The 21,020-nt window shown below is 71.8% G+C and carries 13 protein-coding genes, 1 pseudogene and 1 CRISPR repeat array (1 of these 15 only partly in view); of the genes and pseudogenes, 7 read left to right on the plus strand and 7 right to left on the minus strand.

The window, feature by feature from the left end:
* A CRISPR array of direct repeats spans positions 1-62; the repeat unit is 28 nt; unit sequence GGACCACCCCCGCGTGTGCGGGGCCGAC (it extends 1,004 nt beyond the left edge of the window).
* Between the two features lie 975 nt (positions 63-1,037).
* On the minus strand, positions 1,038-2,309 hold the full coding sequence (locus tag OG711_RS25835; protein ID WP_329560715.1) for a right-handed parallel beta-helix repeat-containing protein: 1,272 nt from the start codon (positions 2,307-2,309) through the stop codon (positions 1,038-1,040).
* Positions 2,310-2,904: 595 nt separating this feature from the next.
* On the opposite strand from OG711_RS25835, the gene OG711_RS25840 reads away from it, so the two are divergent.
* The 5 genes from OG711_RS25840 (at position 2,905) to OG711_RS25860 (ending at position 11,006) form a co-directional block, all read left to right on the plus strand.
* Complete coding sequence (locus OG711_RS25840; RefSeq protein WP_329560717.1) at positions 2,905-3,825, plus strand: serine hydrolase; 921 nt, start codon at positions 2,905-2,907, stop codon at positions 3,823-3,825.
* Between the two features lie 810 nt (positions 3,826-4,635).
* Positions 4,636-8,619, plus strand: a complete 3,984-nt coding sequence (locus OG711_RS25845; protein WP_329564021.1) for an ABC transporter ATP-binding protein — start codon at positions 4,636-4,638, stop codon at positions 8,617-8,619.
* Positions 8,620-8,759: 140 nt separating this feature from the next.
* Entirely contained in the window at positions 8,760-9,188 is a 429-nt protein-coding gene (locus OG711_RS25850) for a hypothetical protein (RefSeq protein WP_266515725.1), read from the plus strand.
* 11 nt (positions 9,189-9,199) lie between these two features.
* The gene (locus tag OG711_RS25855) at positions 9,200-9,376 is read left to right on the plus strand and encodes a hypothetical protein (protein ID WP_329560720.1); all 177 of its coding nucleotides are present in this window, start codon (positions 9,200-9,202) and stop codon (positions 9,374-9,376) included.
* 199 nt (positions 9,377-9,575) lie between these two features.
* Positions 9,576-11,006 carry a S28 family serine protease gene (locus OG711_RS25860; RefSeq protein ID WP_329560722.1) on the plus strand — a complete coding sequence of 477 codons (1,431 nt, stop codon included), beginning with the start codon at positions 9,576-9,578 and terminating at the stop codon, positions 11,004-11,006.
* A 120-nt stretch (positions 11,007-11,126) separates the two neighbouring features.
* Here the strand turns inward: OG711_RS25860 and OG711_RS25865 are convergent, their stop codons facing one another.
* Both OG711_RS25865 and OG711_RS25870 read right to left on the minus strand, forming a co-directional pair.
* Positions 11,127-11,675, minus strand: coding sequence for a hypothetical protein (locus tag OG711_RS25865; RefSeq protein ID WP_245877026.1), 549 nt, complete (start codon positions 11,673-11,675; stop codon positions 11,127-11,129).
* A gap of 492 nt (positions 11,676-12,167) precedes the next feature.
* Positions 12,168-14,033 carry a glycoside hydrolase family 3 protein gene (locus OG711_RS25870; RefSeq protein ID WP_329564024.1) on the minus strand — a complete coding sequence of 622 codons (1,866 nt, stop codon included), beginning with the start codon at positions 14,031-14,033 and terminating at the stop codon, positions 12,168-12,170.
* 588 nt (positions 14,034-14,621) lie between these two features.
* On the opposite strand from OG711_RS25870, the gene OG711_RS25875 reads away from it, so the two are divergent.
* Complete coding sequence (locus OG711_RS25875; RefSeq protein WP_073793792.1) at positions 14,622-15,200, plus strand: DUF4240 domain-containing protein; 579 nt, start codon at positions 14,622-14,624, stop codon at positions 15,198-15,200.
* A gap of 229 nt (positions 15,201-15,429) precedes the next feature.
* Here the strand turns inward: OG711_RS25875 and OG711_RS25880 are convergent, their stop codons facing one another.
* Complete coding sequence (locus OG711_RS25880; RefSeq protein WP_266515722.1) at positions 15,430-16,344, minus strand: LysR family transcriptional regulator; 915 nt, start codon at positions 16,342-16,344, stop codon at positions 15,430-15,432.
* A gap of 176 nt (positions 16,345-16,520) precedes the next feature.
* On the opposite strand from OG711_RS25880, the pseudogene OG711_RS25885 reads away from it, so the two are divergent.
* A pseudogene (locus tag OG711_RS25885) lies at positions 16,521-17,376 on the plus strand (EamA family transporter); the annotation flags it as partial.
* A 234-nt stretch (positions 17,377-17,610) separates the two neighbouring features.
* Here the strand turns inward: OG711_RS25885 and OG711_RS25890 are convergent.
* The 3 genes from OG711_RS25890 to OG711_RS25900 form a co-directional block, all read right to left on the minus strand.
* Positions 17,611-18,423: a sugar phosphate isomerase/epimerase family protein gene (locus tag OG711_RS25890; RefSeq protein WP_329560724.1), complete on the minus strand. Its 813-nt coding sequence runs from the start codon at positions 18,421-18,423 to the stop codon at positions 17,611-17,613.
* A 114-nt stretch (positions 18,424-18,537) separates the two neighbouring features.
* Positions 18,538-19,464 carry a bifunctional helix-turn-helix transcriptional regulator/GNAT family N-acetyltransferase gene (locus OG711_RS25895; RefSeq protein WP_329560727.1) on the minus strand — a complete coding sequence of 309 codons (927 nt, stop codon included), beginning with the start codon at positions 19,462-19,464 and terminating at the stop codon, positions 18,538-18,540.
* A gap of 398 nt (positions 19,465-19,862) precedes the next feature.
* Entirely contained in the window at positions 19,863-20,927 is a 1,065-nt protein-coding gene (locus OG711_RS25900) for a LacI family DNA-binding transcriptional regulator (protein ID WP_073793787.1), read from the minus strand.
* Positions 20,928-21,020: the final 93 nt, after the last annotated feature.

Here is a 21,020-nt window from a genome sequence, read left to right on the forward strand (position 1 = left end):
CGGGCTCAACTTCGGGATCTTGCCAGCCTCGATGGGACCACCCCCGCGTGTGCGGGGCCGACACTTCCTGACCTGGGGGTCTTTCAGCGGATCGGGCCGTTTTCCTTTAGTCGCATCGCGTCCTCCACCGTCTCCTCCCGTACCCCCGTACGGGAGCCCCGTACCGCTGCGTCCGGTCGGCTTCCGCGAAGGGTACAGCCCAGGGCCGGGCTCCAACCGGGCTGGCGAAGGGCATCAGTTGGCACCGGCTGCTCCAGTGCGGCGGGCCGGACCGGGCAGCCTGGCACCGAGGCCCGAGGCCCGAGGCCCGAGGCCCGCGCGCCCCACCCCGTACCCCTCGGTTGGCGTCAGAGCAGCCTCGTGCGGGTCGATCGAGGTGCCGGGGTCGATCTCTGGCCTCGGGTGGGGCGGTAGGAGCGGGAGATCCGTCTCGGGCCGTCCAGGCCCGCTGCCCGTCGGGCCCAGCGGGCGAGTACCTCCGCCGGTACCCCCGCGGCGTCCACGGCCGTCGACGCCTCCTCCCGGCAGTCCGGTTCGGAGCAGTCCACCGGGCTGGCCGGAGTCCCCGTGCAGTCCGGTCGGGTCGATCCTTCCGGGGGCAGGTACAGGGCCGCACACCCCAGACACACGAACCACGTACGCACGACGCCTCCTACGGCTGGCCGGACCCGCCACACCGGCCGCATGGGCCGGTCCATCTGCGGACGACGGGCCGTTGGGCGCCGCTCTCGTCCGTCTCGACTGTGTGCTGTTCATGCTCGGTCACGCGATCCCCGCCACAGCCCGCGCATGACTCATCACTCATAGGTACAGGATGGCGGAAGCGGGACAGATGCGTCGGGCTACGGCGAATCATCACCCTGCCTCGGCGGCATCCGCCCGGACCGACCCCGCGCATGGGGGACGGTCCAGGAGGCCTGCCCGGAGCGTGGTCCGGTTTCCGTCAGCCCGGGCTCACGTCCCCCGCCGAGCCGTGACCCGCGACCCGTGGCCGTTCGGTCGGTGAGGGGCGCGTCGGGTATGCGCCGGGGCGGGGCTCAGGGGGTGCAGGTGACTCCCGTGCACTGGGCGGCTTCGCTGTTGCCGCCCGCGCGGTTGCCTCCGCCGTCCACGTTGCCCGTGTCGGTGATGATGCCCCAACCGCCGTTGTCGCGTGCGGTGTTGTCCTGGAGGGTGTGGACGGTCTTCGGGACGGCGATGCCGTCGCCGTTGTTGGCGTTGGCGGTGTTGCCGGTCAGCCGGTTGCCCTGCCCGGTCGGCGCCTCTCCGTCGACGTGGATGCCCCGGGAGCCGTTGCGGTTGGCCTCGTTGAGGTCCAGTCGGTTGCCGGACGACTGGGTCAGGCTGATGCCGTCGCCCGTGGTGTCGTTCGCGGTGTTGGAGCGGACCAGGTTGTTGTCGGACCCGCTCAACTCGATGCCGCCGGTGTTCCGGCTGACATCGTTGCCGGTGACCGTGGTGCCGTGGGACGACTGGAGGACGATGCCGCTGTCGCCGCCGCCCTGGAGGGTGTTGGACAGGAGACGGTTGCCGGTGGAGTCGGAGACGATCAGCGCGGCGTCCGAGTTCTGGGTGGTCGAGTTGCCCTGGACGAGGTTGTCGTTCGAGCCGAGCCGCAGGGTGATCGCGGCGTCGCTGCTGTTGCCGACGGTGTTGGTCAGCAGGGTGTTGCCGCCGGCGCCCTCCAGGATCAGACCCGCGTCCCCGCTGCCGGTGATTCGATTGCCTTCCAGACGGTTGTCGGCCGAGTTCTGGACGAAGACACCCTCGCCCTGATTGTCGCTGATCGTGTTGTCGGTGATCGTATTGCCGCTCGATCCGCCGGTGATCGTGATTCCTCTTTTGCTCTGCCGGTCGATGAGATTGCCGCGTACGCGGTTGTTGTTGTCGGCGTTGTCGAGTTCGACTCCGGTGAATTCGTTGTTCTGGAGGGTCAGGGATTCGACGGTGTTTCCTGAGGTGCCAGGGGCGAGTCTTATGCCGTGGTCGAATTCCTGCACACGGGCGGGGGTGCCGGTGTTGGTGAGGGTGACGTTGTCGTACCCGTTGTTACGGATACCGGCGCCCAGGCCGACGCCGTCCAGGGTGTGTCCGGCGAGGTCGATGGTGATGCCGCCGCTGCCGACGACCAGGCCGTCTCCGGGGCAGTTGAGCAGGTCGGCGTCCAGGACGAAGCTGGTCGTGACCGACTGACCGCAGGAGAGCGACGCGGCGTGCGCCACCGACGCGGGCATCAGCACGCCGATGAGCACGATGGCCCCTATCGCCGCGAACCAGTCTGAGGACGGATTCCTGGGAAGACGGATCATTCCGGTACTCCTTCTGCCGTGGCGTTTCGGGTCGGCCTCACGGGCCGCGCCCAGGGCGCGCCTGGGCCTCGCGCGGACCGTTCAGGCCGTGAACAGGACGGACCGGGTCCGCCTTTCTTTCAGCGTCAGGCGAAAGTGTGCCGATGGCAATGAAGCGGCAAAGAATGTCCTGCGGCGGGCGCTCGTTGACCGGAACGACAATTAGTCATAACGGATGTATTTCCGCGCCCGTTTCGGCGAACGGCTCCCGTCGAGATCGCAGGGGTGGAATGCGTTGGGGGGACGGGATTTATTGCTGGGGTGGGATGTCCATCGCGGTACCGGTGGGCTTGAAGGGCCTCCGCGCACCCCCTCCGCGCCCGCGCCCCGCACGGCCCGTGCACCCCGCGCGCTCGCCCCGCACCTCGCCCGACCCCGCACCCGCGCGGGAACCGGAGACGGCAACAACAACCCCACCCGACCCCGTAGAAAACATTTCCATGAGGTGCACAACCATCCCGTCGGGTCCCGGGTCCAACCCCGCACAAGTCCTCGTACCAGCACGGGAGATGCGTGGTTTCGGGGAACAGCGGGGAATCTGTGGGGGGAATTTCATATGTGGGGTAGCGGAGTTCGGCGTGCCGTCGTGGGTGTCGCCGTCGGGGCGCTGGTGCCGGTCGTGGGGCTGAGCGGCGCGGGGACGGCTTCCGCCGCCGCCACGCCTCAGGTGGTCTGCACGTCCGCCAAGGCGGGGCTCGCCGCCAAGCTGAAGAAGGACATCGGGGCCGCGCTCAAGAACCGCAAGGGCACCGTCGCGATCGGACTGCACGACCGGAAGACGAAGACGACGTGCGAGCTGCGCGGCGGCACCTCGTACGACTCGGCGAGCATAGTGAAGGTCACCGTCCTCGCCGCGCTGCTGTGGGACTACAAGAAGACCGACCGCCGGCTCACCAGCCGTGAGACCAAGCTCGCCAAGGCGATGATCACCCAGTCCGACAACGCAGCCACCACCACCTTCTGGCGGCAGCTCGGACCCACCAAGGTCAAGAAGTTCCTCGCGGCGGCCAAGATGACCAAGACCGTGCCGGGCTCCGGTGGTTACTGGGGACTCACCCGGGTCAACATCAAGGACGAACAGCGGCTGCTGGCCCTGATCACCGCGAAGAACTCGGTGCTCAGCGACAACTCACGCGCGTACATCCTCAAGCTGATGAACGAGGTCGTGCCCTCGCAGCGCTGGGGCGCTCCGGCCGGTGCGCCCTCGTCCACCAAGATCCATGTCAAGAACGGCTGGCTGCCCCGCGCCACGCTCGGATGGCGGGTGCACAGCCTCGGCGCGTTCCAGGGCGGCGGCCGTGACTACTACCTGACGGTGCTGACCCATGGGAACAGCAACATGAACTACGGCGTCGCCACCATCCAGGCCGTCGCGAAGGCCGTGCACAAGGACCTCGCGCCCAGTACCCGCGCCAGCCAGCGGTACCAGCCCACCAGCACCCCTCGCGGGGTGATACCCGCCGTCCCGGAGGGGTGACCCCCGAACGTCCGGGCACCTGAGCACCTTGGTACCCGGACGATCCGGCTGCCTGGGTCTCCCTGGACAGCCGGGCCATCCGGACCTTCCGGACAGCTGGACTTCCCTCGACGGCCGGATCACCCGGACGGCCGTACCGCCCGGGCGTACGCGCACCCCGTGCACCCGTACGCCCGGGCATCCGTACGTCCGGGCACGGATCGCCCGCCGCCAGGGGCTCCAGTACCCCGGGCACGTACGCCCCGGCACCCGTCGCCCCAGCACCCGTACGCCCCAGCACCTGTACGCCCCGGCATCCGTACGTCCGGGCGCGATCACCCCCGGGCACCGGACCCCCCGCACCCCCATCCCCGCACCCCCACCCCCGTACGCCCACCCGCCCCGCCTGCGTACGACCCGTGACCGTGCGGGCGCCCTGTGTGCCCGTACGTGCTCCCGTGCCTCCGTCGGCCCCTTCGGCGATTGTTGCGGAGGGATGAAATCCGGATCATCCGGTGTTCACATCATCCGGCGGACCGGTGCGACAGTGCGGCGGTCGGAAGCGGGAGGAACCGGGTGTCGGTGGACAAGGGCGGGTCCGGAAAAGGCGCGGAGCCGGGGCGCGACGGGGCGGATCCCGCTTCGGGCACAGCCCCGAACACAGCCCCGGACACCGCTTCGGACACGGCCCCGGCCACGGCCCCGGACACGGCCCCGGCCACGGCCCCGGCCCCGGACACCGCTTCGGACACGGCCTCGGGCGCCACCCCGGACACCGGCCCCGGCACCGCTTCGGGCGCCGCCCCGGGCACCGCTTCGGGCAGCGCCCCCGTGCCCCCGCCCGCCTCCTGGGCGCGGCGGCTCACCGCCTATGCCTGGCGGCACCCCAAGGACGTCGTCCTCGCGCTCGGCGCGTCCCTCGCCGGGATGGCCGTCATGGCGGTCGTCCCGCTGATCACCAAGGTGATCATCGACGACGTCGTCACCGACCGCACCCGCTCCATGGCCGTCTGGGCCGGAGTCCTGCTCGGCGCCGCCGTCGCCGTGTACATCCTCACCTTTATCCGCCGCTATTACGGCGGACGGCTCGCCCTCGACGTCCAGCACGACCTCCGTACCGATATGTACGGCACGATCACCCGGCTCGACGGACGGCGGCAGGACGAGCTCTCGACCGGACAGGTCATCGGCCGGGCCACCAGCGACCTCCAGCTCATCCAAGGGCTGCTGTTCATGCTGCCGATGACCATCGGGAACATCCTGCTGTTCCTGATGTCGCTCGGCATCATGGCCTGGCTGTCGCCGCCGCTCACCCTCATCGCGCTCGCCGTCGGCCCCGCCCTGTGGTTCATCGCCAAACGCAGCCGCACCAAGCTCCACCCCGCCACCTGGTACGCCCAGGCCCAGGCCGCCGCCGTCGCCGGGGTCGTGGAAGGGGCCGTCACCGGGGTCCGGGTCGTGAAGGGCTTCGGCCAGGAGGAGCAGGAGACCGGCAAGCTGCGCGAGGTCGGGCGCAAGCTCTTCGCGGGACGGCTGCGGACCATCCGCCTCAACTCGGTCTACACCCCCGCGCTCCAGGCAGTCCCCGCGCTCGGCCAGGTCGCGATGCTCGCCGCCGGCGGCTGGCTCGCCGTCCAGGGGCACATCACCCTCGGTACGTTCGTCGCGTTCTCCGCCTATCTCGCGCAGCTCGTCGGACCGGTCCGGATGCTCGCCGTCGTCCTCACCGTCGGCCAGCAGGCCCGCGCCGGAGCCGAACGCGTCCTCGAACTCGTCGACACCGAACCCACCCTCACCGACGGCACCCGCGAACTGCCCGCCGACGCACCCGCCACCGTCGAGTTCGACGCCGTCGGCTTCGGCTACCACGACAACCGTCCCGTGCTCGACGGCCTCAGCTTCGAGATCCGCGCCGGGGAGACCCTCGCCGTCGTCGGCGCCTCCGGGTCCGGCAAGTCGACCGTCTCCCTGCTGCTGCCGCGTTTCTACGACGTGGACCGGGGCGCCGTCCTCATCGGCGGCCACGACGTCCGTGAGCTCACCCTCGCCTCGCTGCGCTCCGCCATCGGCCTCGTCCCCGAGGACAGCTTCCTCTTCTCCGACACCGTCCGCGCCAACATCGCCTACGGACGCCCGGGCGCCACCGACGACGAGATCGAGGCCGCCGCCCGCGCAGCCCACGCCCACGGCTTCATCTCGGCACTCCCCGACGGATACACCACCAAGGTCGGCGAACAGGGCCTCACCCTCTCCGGCGGCCAGCGCCAGCGCCTCGCCCTCGCCCGCGCGCTGCTCACCGACCCGCGCCTCCTCGTCCTCGACGACGCGACCTCCGCCGTCGACGCCCGCGTCGAGCACGAGATCCACGAGGCGCTGCGCGAGGTGATGGCGGGACGCACCACCCTGCTCATCGCCCACCGCCGCTCCACCCTCAACCTCGCCGACCGGATCGCCGTCCTCGACCACGGCCGTCTCGCCGACCTCGGCACCCACGACGAACTCACCGAACGCTCCGCCCTGTACCGGCGGCTGCTCACCGACCCCGACGAGCTCGGCGCGGTCTCGCCGGGCCACCCCGCCGCCACCACCGGCCCCGACGACGACCCGGCCGCCACCACCCTGCGCGCCGAACTCGACGCCGAGTACGACGCCGAACGCGGTATCACCCCCCGGCTGTGGAGCGGTGACCGCGCGCCGAAGGACGCCGCCGATCTCGCCGGGACCCCCGCCACCCCCGAACTCCTCGCCCAGGTCGACGCACTGCCCCCGGCCACCGACCGCCCCGCTGTCGACGAGGGCCGCGCGGTGCTGCCCGAGGACTCCTACGGACTGCGCAGGCTGCTGCGCGGTTTCCGGGCGCCGCTCGCGATCGCCCTCGGCCTGGTCGCCGTCGACGCGGGCATGGGTCTGCTGCTGCCCGTCCTGATCCGGCACGGCATCGACTCGGGTGTCGGCCAGGCCGCCGTGGGCGCGGTGTGGGTGGCGTCGCTGTTCGCGCTGTTCGCCGTCCTCGCGCAGTGGGCCGCGCAGATCGCCGAGACGCGGATGACCGGGCGCACCGGTGAACGCATCCTCTACTCGCTGCGGCTGAAGATCTTCGCGCAGCTCCAGCGGCTCGGCCTCGACTACTACGAGCGTGAGCTGACCGGGCGGATCATGACCCGGATGACCACCGACGTGGACGCGCTGTCGACGTTCCTCCAGACCGGACTGGTCACCGCGTTCGTCTCCGTCGTCACCTTCTTCGGCATCATGGTCGCGCTGATCGTCCTCGATGTGCAGCTCGCCCTGGTCGTCTTCGCGACCCTGCCCCTGCTGATCATCGGTACGTACTTCTTCCGCAAGGCGAGCGTGAAGGCGTACGAACTCGCCCGTGAACGTGTCTCCGTCGTCAACTCCGACCTCCAGGAGACCGTCGCCGGACTGCGGATCGTCCAGGCGTTCCAGCGCGAGGGCGCCGGGCGCGAGCGGTACGCGCGGCGCAGCGCCGACTACCGGGCCGCCCGTATCCGGGGCCAGTGGCTGATCTCGGTGTACTTCCCGTTCGTGCAGTTCCTGTCGTCCGGCGCGGCGGTGTCCGTGCTGATCGTGGGCGCGGGGCGGGTGGAGGCGACGACCCTCACGGTCGGCGCGCTGGTCGCGTACCTCCTCTACATCGAGCTGTTCTTCGCGCCCGTCCAGCAGCTCTCGCAGGTGTTCGACGGCTATCAGCAGGCGTCCGTGTCGCTCGGCCGCATCCAGGAACTGCTGCGCGAGCCGACGTCGACCAGCAGCGTCCGTGAACCCCTGGAGGTCATGTCCCTGCGCGGGGAGATCGCCTTCGAGGGCGTGCGGTTCGCGTACGCGGGTGACGGTGATCGGCCGTCCCTCGCGGAGGAGAACGGTGGGCCGGACGGGCGGAGCGGTCCTTCGGTGATCCCGACCGCCGCGAACACGGATCTGCGGGGGGCCGGGGGCGCGGTGACCCTGGACAAGGGGGCCGGTTCCGAGTCCGGGTCCGGCGCCGCGTCGGGTTCCGCGTCCGGGTCCGCGTCGAGTTCCGGCTCCGGCTCCGATGCCGCGTTCGGCCCCGGCTCCGGGGAGGCCGCGCTGGAGGATGTCGAGCTGCGGATACCCGCCGGTCAGACCGTCGCGTTCGTCGGTGAGACCGGTGCCGGGAAGTCCACCCTGGTCAAACTCGTCGCCCGCTTCTACGACCCCACCGCCGGACGCGTCACCGTGGACGGCACCGATCTGCGCTCCCTCGACCTCACCTCGTACCGGCACCGCCTCGGGGTCGTCCCCCAGGAGGCGTACCTCTTCGCCGGGACCGTCCGCGACGCCATCGCCTACGGGCGGCCGGACGCCACCGACGCCGAGGTCGAGGCCGCCGCGCGGGCCGTCGGCGCCCACGAGATGATCGCGACCCTGGACGGCGGCTATCTGCACGAGGTCTCCGAACGCGGGCGCAACCTCTCCGCCGGACAGCGCCAGCTCATGGCCCTCGCCCGCGCCGAACTCGTCGACCCGGACATCCTGCTCCTCGACGAGGCCACCGCCGCCCTCGACCTCGCCACGGAGGCCCAGGTCAACCACGCCACCGACCGCCTCGCCGGACGCCGTACCACCCTTGTCGTCGCCCACCGGCTCACCACCGCCGCCCGCGCCGACCGGGTCGTGGTGATGGACAACGGCCGGGTCGCCGAGGACGGCACCCACGCCGAACTCCTCGCCCTCGACGGACGGTACGCCCGGCTGTGGCGCACCTTCGTCGGCGCGGACCCCGAAGGCGACAGCGAGGACGCGACGGCGGATGTCAACGCGGCGCGCCCGTAGGTGATATGACGGTACGTCAGTCATGGCTCGGACGCGCCCTCGGGTGAGCGCGCGTGCCGCTCGGGCACAACCGTCGGGGCCTCTCGCACGTCACTACACCAAGACCTGGACGCGTGACGCCGGTGCGAGGGGAGACGACCATGGACGACGGTGCGGATGGGGGCGGTGGCCGCAGAGGCGGCATCAGCGCCCGGCTGACCCGGTACGGGGCCTTCCTCGGTACGGCTCTCGCCATCGCCTCCCTGCTCACCCTCGCGGGCCCGGCCGTCACCGCCGAGGCCGCTTCCTACTGCTCCGGCCGGGTGGTCCGGACCGTGCCGTTCAGCGGGGGAGAGGTCGTCGTCCACAAGAAGGCCGGGTACGTGTGCGCCGCCACGGTCGCCCGGCGCTCCGGCCCGCGCCGGGCCATGTCGGTGGGCGTCCAGGCCCGCGGCAACCGCGAGGTCCTCGACCGCGGCCGGTACCGCAGCCACGCCGGACCCGTCGTCGTCCACGCGGGGAACCGCTGCGTCCGGGTGTCGGGCAGCGTCGGCGGCCGCTCGGTGCGCAGCGGCTGGATCATGTGCTGAGCGTGCGGCGGGTGGATCGTGTGCTGGCCGTGCGGCGGGTGGAACATGCGCTGCGCGTGCGTCGGCTGGATCGTGTGCTGGGCGCGCGGCGGGTGGGTCACGTGCTGGCTGTGCGGCGGCTGGAACATGTGCTGGGCATACGACAGGTGGGTCGCGTGCTGGCTGTGCGGCGGCCGAGCATGCGCTGACCTCGTGGCCGCCGGATCATGCGGCCGGCCGCGCCGGGGAGCCGTAAGGGTCATGTCCGGGGTCGACACATGGCGGTATGGGCCGAGTTGGCATCCCCTCGCATCACAGCAGTGCACAGTCGTACTCAAGAGGTACTAGTGCGCCCCGAGATGCTCCGCTAGGTTCGCGCAGGCATCTCAGACCCAGGGGAGACAACGCATGAGCAAGGCGCTCAGATGGTTGCTGTCGCTCGTGGTGCTCATAGGCACCGTGAGCACGGCAGGGGCGGCCACCGCCGCGACCAGCACGGAACCGTCCGACATCAAGGACCGGCTCCTGAGCATTCCCGGTATGACCCTCGTACAGGAGAAGCCGGTCACCGGCTACCGGTACTTCGTCCTGACCTACACCCAGCCGGTCGACCACAAACGCCCCTCCAGGGGGACGTTCGAGCAGCGCGTCACCGTGCTGCACAAGGACACCAGCCGCCCCACCGTCTTCGCGACGAGCGGCTACAACGTGTCCGTCAACCCCGGGCGCAGCGAACCCACCCGGATCGTCGACGGCAACCAGGTCTCCATGGAGTACCGCTTCTTCACCCCGTCGCGCCCCGCGCCCGCTGACTGGTCCAAGCTGAACATCTGGCAGGCCGCCAGCGACCAGCACCGGATCTTCAAGGCGCTCAAGCCGATCTACAACGAGAACTGGCTCGCCACCGGCGGCTCCAAGGGCGGTATGACCGCGACGTACTACGAGCGGTTCTACCCGCGCGACATGGACGGCGTCGTGGCCTACGTGGCCCCCAACGACGTCGACAACCGCGAGGACTCGCGCTACGACCGGTTCCTCGCGGGCGTCGGCACCAAGGAGTGCCGTACCGCGCTCGGTGCCGTCCAGCGTGAGGCGCTCGTCCGCCGTGAGGCCCTGACGACGCTGTACGCGGCCCGCGCCGAGGCCGAGGGCGGCACCTTCACCACCACCGGCACCCTGGACAAGGCCTTCGAGGCCGTCGTCCTCGACCTGGTGTGGGGCTTCTGGCAGTACCAGCTCGCGGCCGACTGCGCGACCGTGCCCGCCGCGTCCACCGCCACCGACCAGGAGCTCTTCGACTACATCGACTCCATCGTCGGCTGGTCCGCCTACACCGACCAGGGCCTCACGCCCTACACCCCGTACTACTACCAGGCGGGCACCGAGCTCGGCGGCCCGACGGTCCGTCAGCCCTGGCTCGGCGGGCTGTCCCGCTACGGCTACCAGCCGCCGCGCAACTTCGTCCCCCGGTCGATCCCCATGAGCTTCGACCGTGACGCGATGCGCGACATCGACCACTGGGTCCAGCGCAACGCCACCCGGATGCTCTACGTCTACGGGGAGAACGACCCCTGGACCGCTGAGGCGTTCCGGCTCGGCAGGCACGCCAAGGACTCGTACATCTACACCGCGCCCGGCGCCAACCACGGGGCCAATGTCGCGGGACTCGTCGAGGACGAGCGCGCGAAGGCCACCGAGCGCATCCTGAGCTGGGCCGGTCTGGCCCCGCAGGCCGCGGCCGCCGCGGCGGCCCCGGACAGCAAGGTCGTACCGCTCGCGCCGTACGACAGGAAGCTCGACCGCTCCGGCACGCTCCAGCAGCCGACCCTGCGGCCGTAGCGACCCCGGCCGGCCGATCCGGGGCAACCCGCCCGGGTCGGCCGGTCCGCGCTACCGCACCCGTCCGGACGCGTCGCCTCCGTTCGGACGCTCCGTACCCGATGGTTCGTTCAGGCGCGTTCAGACGCGGACCGCGCAGCCGACCGGGCGGGCGCCGCCCAGCGACACGTACAGCACCGTCGACGGCGGGCACGCCGCACGCTCCGCCACCGCCGCCCCGACCCGGTAGCGCGGTGCCCGGTCCGCCGATCCGTCGCACGCCGTCTCCCGGACCTTCCGCACGGCGGTGTCGTACAGGCAGTCGCCCACGATCGTGCGCGGACCCCCGCCCCCGCCGGGGTCGCCCTGGTGCGGAGGCTCCAGGTTCCGCATACAGGCGTACCCCTCGGGCACCTGCCCGTCACCGTCCTCGTCCGCCGCCGGACGGCTCTCGCTGAGGTGCAGCACGAAGTCCGAACGCCCGGGGCACACCGGTCCCGACCGCCCCGCCGGACGCCACTGCCGCCGCACCACCTTCGCCGCGGCCCGTTCGCTCCCGCACGACACCTCGTCGAACGAACGCCCGACCCGCGAGCTGCACTCGCCCTCGGCGAGGAACACCGGGCCCGGCGCGAGGGTCGCCGTGGCGGGGGCGGGTACGACGACCGGTTCACCGGGATACGACGACATGCCCTGACAGCCGGTCAACACCCAGGTCAGCACGCAGGTCAGTACGCAGGTCAGTACGCAGGTCAGCGCCCGCACCGGCAGGACCCGCCCCGGCAGCGCCCACACCGGCGGGTTCCGCCCCGGCAGGACCCGCCCCGGTGGCAACGCGCCCGACGGCAACGGGCCGCCCGCCCACGACGGATACCGCCGCCTGTCCGCGCGGTCGAGCCCGTACCCGTACCCGCACCCGTGCCCGTACCGCTTTTCGGGCTCCATACCGGTCCGCCCCCCTGGCATCCCTCGCGCGGCACCCGTCCCCGGGTATCCCCGCCTCAGCCGCTCCAGCCTGACCCTCAGGAACGGGTGCGTGACAGGCGCACAGGGGGCTTTGCGCGGGCTGACGGTGGTGTGCTCCGGAGGACCGGACGGGTGGAGGAGCGGATGAGTGAACGGGGAGGGAGGGGCGGATGGGTGAAGGGGTGGGAGGGGTACCGGGGTGCCGGGGTGCCGGGGTCAGGGGTATGACAGCCCGTGGCCCAACGGGAGGAGCACCCGGGACGGGTCGTCCGCGCGGGGCACCGGTACCGGGAGCCGCCCCTTCGGACGCTGATGCCCCGTCAGCACCCGCACCGTCGCCCGCAGCTCCACATCCGTCCACGCGTACGCCGCGACCACCGCGTCCGCCCACGGCAGCCACGCCACGTCGTACGGATTGCGCAGCGCCACAACGACCACCGGTACCCCCGTCGCGGCCAGCGCCTCCACCAACGCGCGCTGCGCGCTGCCCGCCGTCACGTTGTACGTGCCGACCACCACCACGTCCTTGCCGCGCGCCGCCGACACCGCCGCCGCGATCCGCTCCGGGGAGGGCGCCGTCCCGGTCGGCACGGCGGTCGCCGAGTACCCCAGCTCCGTGAACGCCCCGGCCAGCACGGTGGTGGGCGGGCCCGTCGTCCCCGACGGCGACGCCGGGTCCGCGCCGACGACGAGCACCTCACGGTGGGTCCGCCGGGACAGCGGCAGCAACCGCTCCCCGTCGACCAGCAAGGTCGTCGTCCGCCCGGCGATCCGGTCGGCGGCGGCCCGGTGCGCCCGCGTCCCGACCGTACGGGTCACTCCCCGCGCCGACACATACGGCCGACGCAGCACCCCGCGCCGCTCCTTCAGCCGCAGCACCCGCAGCACCGACTCGTCCAGCCGTGCCTCCGTCAGCTCACCCCCGCGCACCGCCGCCAGCACCGCGTCGAAGGCGACCTTCAGACTCGGCGGGTTCAGCAACTGGTCCACCCCCGCCTTCAGCGCCAGCACCGGCACCCGGTCGTCCCCGTACTTGTCCCGCACCCCCTGCATCCCCAGCGCGTCCGTGACGATCACCCCCTCGAAGCCCAGCTCATCACGGAGGATGCCGGTCATGATCGGGTGCGACAGCGTCGCCGGGTCACCGGACGGGTCCAGCGCCGGGAACAGGATGTGCGCCGTCATGACCGAGTCGACCCCCGCCCTGATCGCCGCCCGGAACGGCGGCGCGTCCAGCCGCTCCCACTCCTCCCGCGTGTGGTCGATCTCCGGCAGCCCGGTATGACTGTCGACCCGGGTGTCCCCGTGCCCGGGGAAGTGCTTCGCGGTGGCTGCGATCCCGGCGCTGCGCTGGTACCCCTTCACCTCGGCGGCCACCAGCCGCGCCACCTGGTCGGGGTCCGACCCGAACGACCGCACCCCGATCACTGGGTTCGCCGGGTCGACGTTCACATCGGCGACGGGGGAGTAGTTCTGCCGGATGCCCAGCGCGGCCAGCTCGGCCCCCGCGATCCGCCCCAGCTCCCGGGCGTCCGTGACCGATCCGCCCGCCCCGATCGCCATCGCCCCCGGGAACAGCGTCGCCGGATACCCCACCCGGCACACGATCCCGTGCTCCTGATCGGTCGCGATCAGCACCGGTACGGGGTTGTCCTTCGCGAGCGCGGCCCGCTGGATGCCGTTCGACAGTGCCGCGATCTGCTGCGGGTCGCGTGTGTTGTGCGCCCACGCGAAGTAGACGATCCCGCCGACGTGGTAGCGCGCGACCAGCTCGGCCGCCGTCCGCACCCCGATCTCCCGCAGATTCGCGTCGATGTCCTCCTGCGCGGGCGCCGTCGCCGAATGCCCGTACACCCGCATCACGAAGAGCTGCCCGACCTTCTCCTCCAGCGACATCCGGGCAAGCAACCGCCCGGGCAACCCCTCCGCCCCGTTCACCCGGCTGTGACTCCCCGACGCGTCCGCGCTGCCCGCGGGGGTGGTGGCCACTCTGCGTACGGGGTCCGCGGCCTGGGCCCGCCCCGCCCCACCGACCAGCCCCGAGGCCAACCCAGCAGCGGTCACGGCGGTCGCCGCGAGCACGGTACGGCGATGGGGGGCGGGGTCGGTGGGGTCGGCGGAAGCGGTGGGAGTGGTGGTGGACGGGGCGGGGTCGACGGACTCGGTGGGGGTGGCCGTGGACGGGCCGGGGGCGGCGGCGGTGGACCGGGGCGGGCCACCGGGGGAGGCGGGGGCGACGGGCCACGGCACAGACCCCGGGCCGGACAAGCCCTCGCCGTACGGGCCCTCGCCGTACAAGCCTTCGCCGTACAGGTCCTCGACGTGCAAGTCCTCGGCGTACGGGCCCGGGACGGACAGGCCCGGGACGGATGATTCCGGAGCGGGAACGGGGGAGTGGGGGGCGGTCACGCGAGCTCCTTCCGAGACCGCGCCGGACACGGGACCCGGGCCACCGGTAGGGCGGCGGGCCACCACCAGCGCAACCTCCGGCCATTGAAGGAAACGTTCCTAGGCTTTACGGATATCCAGACAGTAACTTCCGGTCAAGCCCCCGAGCGGGAGGCAACACGTGTCGCGAACGCCCCGTGCCACCGCGCTCCGGGCCCCCAGGTGACCGGTACGGCCGCTCCCCGCCTGCATAGGATCACCCGCATGAGCACAGCCGCAGGCATGGACCTGGACACCTGGTGGGGGATCCTCGCCACCGCGCGTACAACAGTGGGCGACCGCGCCGACGACCGCGATCCGGCGGACGACCCGCTCCCCGACGCCCTGACCGACCTCCTCGCCGCGCTCAAGCCGACGGAGATCGTCGAGTTCGGCCTGCGGCACGGCGAGGTCCGCGCCTCGGCCTACCACCACCCCCTGTGGTACGCCGCGTACATCGTCGAGGGAGGCTGCGGCGACGACGGGTTCATGGACTTCCGCGACGGCCTCATCCTGCTCGGCCGCGACACCTTCACCCGCGCTGTCGAGGACCCCGACACCCTCGCCGACCTGCCCGTCGTCCTGCGGATGAGCCGCGACAACAAGGGCTGGATCGGCTACGAGTCCCTCAGCGGCCTGATCCGGGACGCCTACCAGCGCGCCACCGGCGAAGCCGACTCGTACGACGCGGCGCTCGAAGCCGCCGCCGACCGCATACCCCACCCCCGCACCCCGACCGGCCCGACCTGGGACCCCGAGGACGACGAAGCCAACCGCCACCACCTCCCCCGCCTCACAGCCCTCTTCACCCCGAACTCCTGACCCGGGCGTGAGTCGACGCGGTCGGACCGGGCCCGCGACCCACCGGCCAGCCGGAACCCCGACAGGCCGACCGGGTCCAAGGCAGGTCCAAGCCGGGCCATGGCCGGGCCGAAGCAGGGCCAAGGCAGGGCCAAGGCAGGGCCGGAGCAGGTCCGGAGCAGGTCCGGAGCAGGTCCAGGGCGGTCCAGGGCAGGTCCAAGGCAGGGCCGAGGTCGGCGGGCCGGGGCGCTCACACCGAGCCGCGTGCTGCCCGCGGCCAGTGCTCCTGCAACGTCCGCACCATCTCGGCGATGGCCGGACGCCGAGCCGCCCCGGTGCGCCACAGCGCGTACAGATGCCGTACGGGAATCGGGTCCAGCGGTATCGCCACCACCCCGTCGGGCAACGCGCCCCTGCCCAGCCTGGGTATCAGGGCGATACCCAGCCCCGCCTCCACAAGGGCGACCAATGTCGGGTTCTCGTCCGCCAGATGCGTGATCTCCGGCTCGATCCCCGCAGCCCGCAAGGTGCCCATCAGCCAGTCGTGGCACACCCGTCCCGGTGGCTGGCAGACCCATTTCTCACCCCCGAACTCCTCCCTCCGCACCGCACCACGCTCCGACAGCCGGTGGCCCCTCGGCACCAGCAGGTCGCAGGTGTCGTCCCCGATCCGGGCCTGCTCGACCCCGGGTGGCGCGGGCAGCGGCGCGATGTCCCAGTCATGGGCCACCGCCATGTCGAGCGCTCCCTTCGCCACCAGGTCCACCGACTCGTGCGGGTCGACCTCCGTCAGCCGTGTGTCCAGCGTCGGATGCCGTACCGCGAGATCCGCCAGCACCCCGGGCATCAGCCCACGCGCCGCCGAGGCGAACGCCGCGATCGTCAGCCGTCCGGTCGGCTCCCCTCTGCGCTCCTCCAGCTCCGTCTCGGCCTGCTCGACTATCGACAACAGCTCCTTCGCCGCCGCCACCAGCACCTGCGCCTCATCGGTGAGCCGTATCCCACGGCCCTGCCGCTCCAGCAGCACCGTCCGGGTCTCCCGTTCCAACTTGGCGATCTGCTGTGACACCGCCGACGGTGTGTACCCGAGAGACACCGCCGCCGCCCCGACGGTGCCGTGCACCGACACCGCGTACAGAGCGCGCAATCGCTGAAGATCAAGCACCTGGACTCCTTGTCTCGCACCCGCCCATGTCTCCGGCCGGCCCGCCCCTGACTCGGCCCGCCCCTGACTCGACCTGCCCCTGACTCGACCTGCCCAGCTGGATTTAGCAGTTCTTCATCCAACCATGCAGTAATCATCGCTAGTGCTTCACAGTCGCCGCCGGTGATGCTCGATCCATGCGACCCGCGCACATCAGTCTCGCCGTTCTCTGCGCCGCCATCTGGGGCGTCAACTTCGTCGTCATCGACATCGGCCTCTCCCACTTCCCCCCGTTGCTGTTCGCCGCGCTCCGCTTCCTCGTCGCCGCGGTGCCCGCGATCTTCCTCGTGGGCAGACCTTCGGTCGCCTGGAAGTGGATCATCGCCGTCGGGCTGGTCCTGGGCGTCGGGAAGTTCGGACTGGTCTTCCTCGGCATGGATCAGGGCATGCCTGCCGGACTCGCCTCGCTGGTCCTCCAGGTCCAGGCCGTGTTCACGGCGATCTTCGCCGCTGTCGTGCTGCGTGAGCGTCCCGGGCCGCTGCGGACCGTCGGTATGGGTATCGCCCTCCTCGGTGTCATCGTCGCCGCGATCGACGAAGGCACCTCCGGCCCCCTGTTCGGCTTCGCCCTGGTCGTGGCCGCCGCCGCCGGCTGGGGTGTCTCGAACGTCCTCACCCGCAAGGCCGCGCCACCCGACGCCTTCAACTTCATCGTCTGGGTCAGCGCCGTCCCCGTGCTTCCGCTCCTCCTCCTCTCCCTGCTCTTCGAGGGCCCGTCCACCGGCCTCGCCGCCATGCGTTCCCTCGACTGGACCGCTGTGGGCGCCATCGTCTTCGTCGCCTGGATCTCCACCAACCTCGGCTTCGGCGCCTGGGGCTGGCTGCTGCGTCACCACCCCGCCTCGACCGTGGCCCCGTTCACCCTCCTCGTCCCCGTCTTCGGCATGACCTCCGCCGCGCTGTTCCTGGACGAGTCGGTCAGCACCCTGCGCTGGTGCGCCGCCGCCCTGCTGGTCGTGGGAGTCGCCGCCACCTCGTTCGCCCCGAGCCGCACCCCCACCACCCCGACCCCGGTGGCCGCCGGCTCACCCCCGCCCAGCTCACTCCCGCCGGGCTCACCCCTGCCCGGCCCGCTCCCGCCCGACTCGGTCCCGCCCGGCCCGCTCCCGCCCGGCTCACTCCGAACCGACCCGCTCCCGGCCGACCCGCCCTCACCCGGGGTTGCCGTAGCCACGGTCGGGACCGTCGCCCTCGCCCCCTCCCCGGCTGCGGCCTCGGACGAAGGGGTCACCCAGCCGCGTCCAGCGACTCCTCCGACAATTCCTCCAGATACGTCCGCCCCTCGCCCAACAGCCCCGGCAGCGGAGCCGCTTCCTCGTACCACCTCTTCTCGTACTCCCAGCACAGCCAGCCGTCCCAGCCCGCCCGACTGAGCGTGTCCAGACACCCGGCCAGCGGCAGCACCCCCGCGCCGAGCGCGAGCGGAGTGGTGTCGGCGGCCGAGGCCACGTCCTTCACCTGGACATAGCCCAGGTGCGGGGCGAGCGCCGCGTGCGTCACCGTGGGCGCCTCCCCGGCCAGCCAGGTGTGCAGCACGTCCCACAGCACACCCACCTCCGGCCGCCCCACCCGCGCCACGACCCGCGCCGCAGCCACGCCCGCGCGATGCGAGTCGTGGGTCTCCAGGAGGATGCGTACCCCCAGCGTGGCGGCCTGCTCCGCTGCTGCGGCGAGCCGTCGGGCCGCCGCCGCGTCCGCCTCCTCGCCCCGCTGCTCGGGACCCGCTCCGGGGAAGACCCGCACGAAGGGCGCCCCCAGCTCCCCGGCCAGCTCCAGCAAGCGCCGCAACTCGTCCAGTACCGGCCCGTCGGTACCGGGCGCCGCCACCTGTGCGTATCCCGCCAGGCCGACGATCTCCACACCTCCGTCCGCGAACTCCCGCACGACCTCGGCCCGCCGACGCTTGGTCATTTCGAGGTGCACCGGCTCCTCGGGATGGGCGCGCAACTCGACCCCGTGGTAGCCGTTGGCGGTCGCCAGCGCGATGACCTGAGGGAGTGGGAGGCCCGGCACACCGAGCGTGGAGAAGGCCAGTTTCATGCCCGCGACCCTATCCACCGCGACCCCACCCACCGGCTGCCCACCGACTGCCCGCCGATGTCGGCCAGCACCCACCAGCACCCGCGTCCCCCGGGCGGCGCACCCACCTCCGCCTCACCGCTCCGGTCTCGCGTCGTGCAACGCGAGCCGCCAGTCCTGGCCTATGAGGTCCGCGCCGAAGGAGTGGTGAGGCTTCTCCTCGACCAGGGTGAAACCATGGCGCTGGTAGATCGAGCGCGCGGCTTTCAGGACATCGTTCGTCCACAGGACCAGGTCGCGATAGCCGGTCTCCCGGGCGAAGTCGGCACAGGTACCCACCAGGCGGTCCCCGATTCCCAGTCCGCGCGCGTCCGGCTCGACCAGCAGCAGCCGAAGCCGCGCAGTCGCCGGTGCCTCGTCCCGTACACACATCACGCTGCCCACGCGGCGACCCGCCAACTCGGCCACCCACACCCGCTCCGCGTCCGGATCGTGGTCACCCGCGAAGTCGGCGACGATCCGCGCGACCAGGCTCTCGTACTCCGTGTTCCAGCCGTACTCCGCCGCGTAGATCTCCGCGTTGCGCTGGATGATCCAGCCGAGGTCCCCAGGGGCCGCTGGACGCAGCACCACGTCCTCCCGGCCGGGCCGCTCGGCTCCGGGGGTGAGTACACCCTGGATGACACGCATGGCTTCCGTCAGCCTCGGTCGGTCCCCGTCCGGAACCGACGCGAGGAGGGAACCGACGACCTCCCGTGAGCGTTCGTCCAGCAGATCGGCGGCGTCCCGCCCGCGTGCGGTGAGGGTGACGCGCCTGCGCCGGGAATCCCGCTCCGAGGGGGATCGGTCGACCAGTCCGTCCTTCTCGAACTTGCCGAGCAGACGGCTCAGATACCCGGCGTCCAAGGACAGCTCCGTGCGTAGGTCGGCGGCGTCCGTACGCGGCGAGTGCGCCAGCTCGTACAGCACTCGCGACTCGGTGAGGGTGTACGGGGCGTGCAGGTGCCGGCTGTAGTCGAGGGCGCCGATCAGGTTGGTGTAGAAGCGGTTGAACGCCCGCACTTCATGAACGGGTGAGCCGGGTGAGCCGGGTGAGCCGGATGCGCCGGGTGAGCCGGATGCGTTGGACGAAGCAGATGAAGCCGGCGGAGCAGGCGAAGCGGACCTGGCGGCCGAGGCGGACAAGTCGGCCACGGCGGACCGGGAAGCCGGGCCGGGGGTAGGGGCCGGGGCGAGGGTGGGGGATGAAGCGGGCGGCTGGGAGGTCGTCGGGGTCGGCTGGGCTGATTCGCTCGGCATTTCCTGCTCCGATCAATTCATTGACTGAGTCAAGTATCCCTCCCTCTCCGGCACCGGCAAGCCCTGTGGACAACGGCCTGTGGACAACTCGCGAACAACGCGGCGCCCCCTCACCCGTCGGGGTGAGAGGGCGCCACGATCCACCGATTCCGCACGTCACCTCACCGGGACGCCGCGCCGTCCCGCCGGGGTGCGCCGGTCGATCCCCGGACCATCAACTCGCCCCGCACCTTGGCGATCCCGCCCGGCGGCGGCTCCTCCCGGCCCATCGCGATCCGTCCGGCCCGCGCGCCCGCTTCGAAGAGAGGCAGTCGTACGGTCGTCAGCGCGGGCATCGCGTCCACGCTGAAGGGCAGGTCGTCGAACCCCGCCACCGACACGTCCTGCGGGATGCGCAGCCCTTGGTCGCGCAGCGCGGCGCAGGCGCCCAGTGCCACGGTGTCGTTGGCCGCGAGCACCGCCGTCAGCCCCGGATCGCGCCGCAGCAGTTCGATCGTCGCGTCGTACCCGGCCTGCCGGTCGTACGAGCCGTGCACGACGAGCTCGTCGGGCCCCTCCCCCTCGCCGAGGCCCAGCCCCGCCCGGTGGCCCGCCAGCCGCTCCCTGGTGGTGGTCCGGGAAGGGGGTCCCGCGATGTACCCGATCCGGCGGTGGCCGAGGGACGCCAGATGCTCCGTCAGCCGTTGTCCGCCACCGTGGTTGTCGAACGCCAGGGCCACCGCGCCGGTTCCCGGGACGGGAGGCCGTCCGCACAGGACCACCCGGGTGCCCGCGTCCGTGAGGCGTCGGAGCTTGGCGGTCATGGCGGCGTTGTGCTCGGCGCTGTCGACTGCGCCGCCGGTGAGGACCACGGCGGCGGCCCGCTGCCGCTGGAGCAGGGTCAGATAGGTGAGTTCACGCTCGGGCGACCCTCCGGTGTTGCAGACGACGGCGAGCCGCTCGCCCCCGGCCCGGCCGCCGGGCCCGACGATCTCCGACTGCACGGCCCCGGCCATGATCCCGAAGAACGGGTCGGCGATGTCGTTGACGAGGATGCCGACGAGGTCGGACGTGGCGGCGGCGAGGGAGCTCGCCGGGCCGTTGAGGACGTAGTCCAGCTCCTCCACCGCCCGCAGCACTCGCGCGCGGGTGCTCGCGGCGACGGGATAGTTGCCGTTCAGCACCCGCGAGACGGTGGCGGGGGAGACCTTCGCCCGGGCCGCCACGTCAGCCAGTGTCACCGTCATCCAGTTGCCCTCCGGTCCATCAGGAGCCATGCCCGGCCTGGTCGGGGCAACTCCCCTGTGGGCACATCCGTGTCCGGACCTTAGCCGGGTGGG

This window comes from Streptomyces uncialis (assembly GCF_036250755.1).
GTDB classification, from domain to species: Bacteria; Actinomycetota; Actinomycetes; order Streptomycetales; family Streptomycetaceae; genus Streptomyces; species Streptomyces uncialis.

What these genes read in the sequence shown, in the direction of transcription:
- OG711_RS25840 (WP_329560717.1), top strand. Translation starts at nt 2,905, where the DNA reads ATGTGGGGTAGCGGAGTTCGGCGTGCCGTCGTGGGTGTCGCCGTCGGG.
- OG711_RS25865 (WP_245877026.1), bottom strand. Translation starts at nt 11,675, where the DNA reads ATGTCGTCGTATCCCGGTGAACCGGTCGTCGTACCCGCCCCCGCCACG.
- OG711_RS25850 (WP_266515725.1), top strand. Translation starts at nt 8,760, where the DNA reads ATGGACGACGGTGCGGATGGGGGCGGTGGCCGCAGAGGCGGCATCAGC.
- OG711_RS25875 (WP_073793792.1), top strand. Translation starts at nt 14,622, where the DNA reads ATGGACCTGGACACCTGGTGGGGGATCCTCGCCACCGCGCGTACAACA.
- OG711_RS25900 (WP_073793787.1), bottom strand. Translation starts at nt 20,927, where the DNA reads ATGACGGTGACACTGGCTGACGTGGCGGCCCGGGCGAAGGTCTCCCCC.
- OG711_RS25835 (WP_329560715.1), bottom strand. Translation starts at nt 2,309, where the DNA reads ATGATCCGTCTTCCCAGGAATCCGTCCTCAGACTGGTTCGCGGCGATA.
- OG711_RS25890 (WP_329560724.1), bottom strand. Translation starts at nt 18,423, where the DNA reads ATGAAACTGGCCTTCTCCACGCTCGGTGTGCCGGGCCTCCCACTCCCT.
- OG711_RS25860 (WP_329560722.1), top strand. Translation starts at nt 9,576, where the DNA reads ATGAGCAAGGCGCTCAGATGGTTGCTGTCGCTCGTGGTGCTCATAGGC.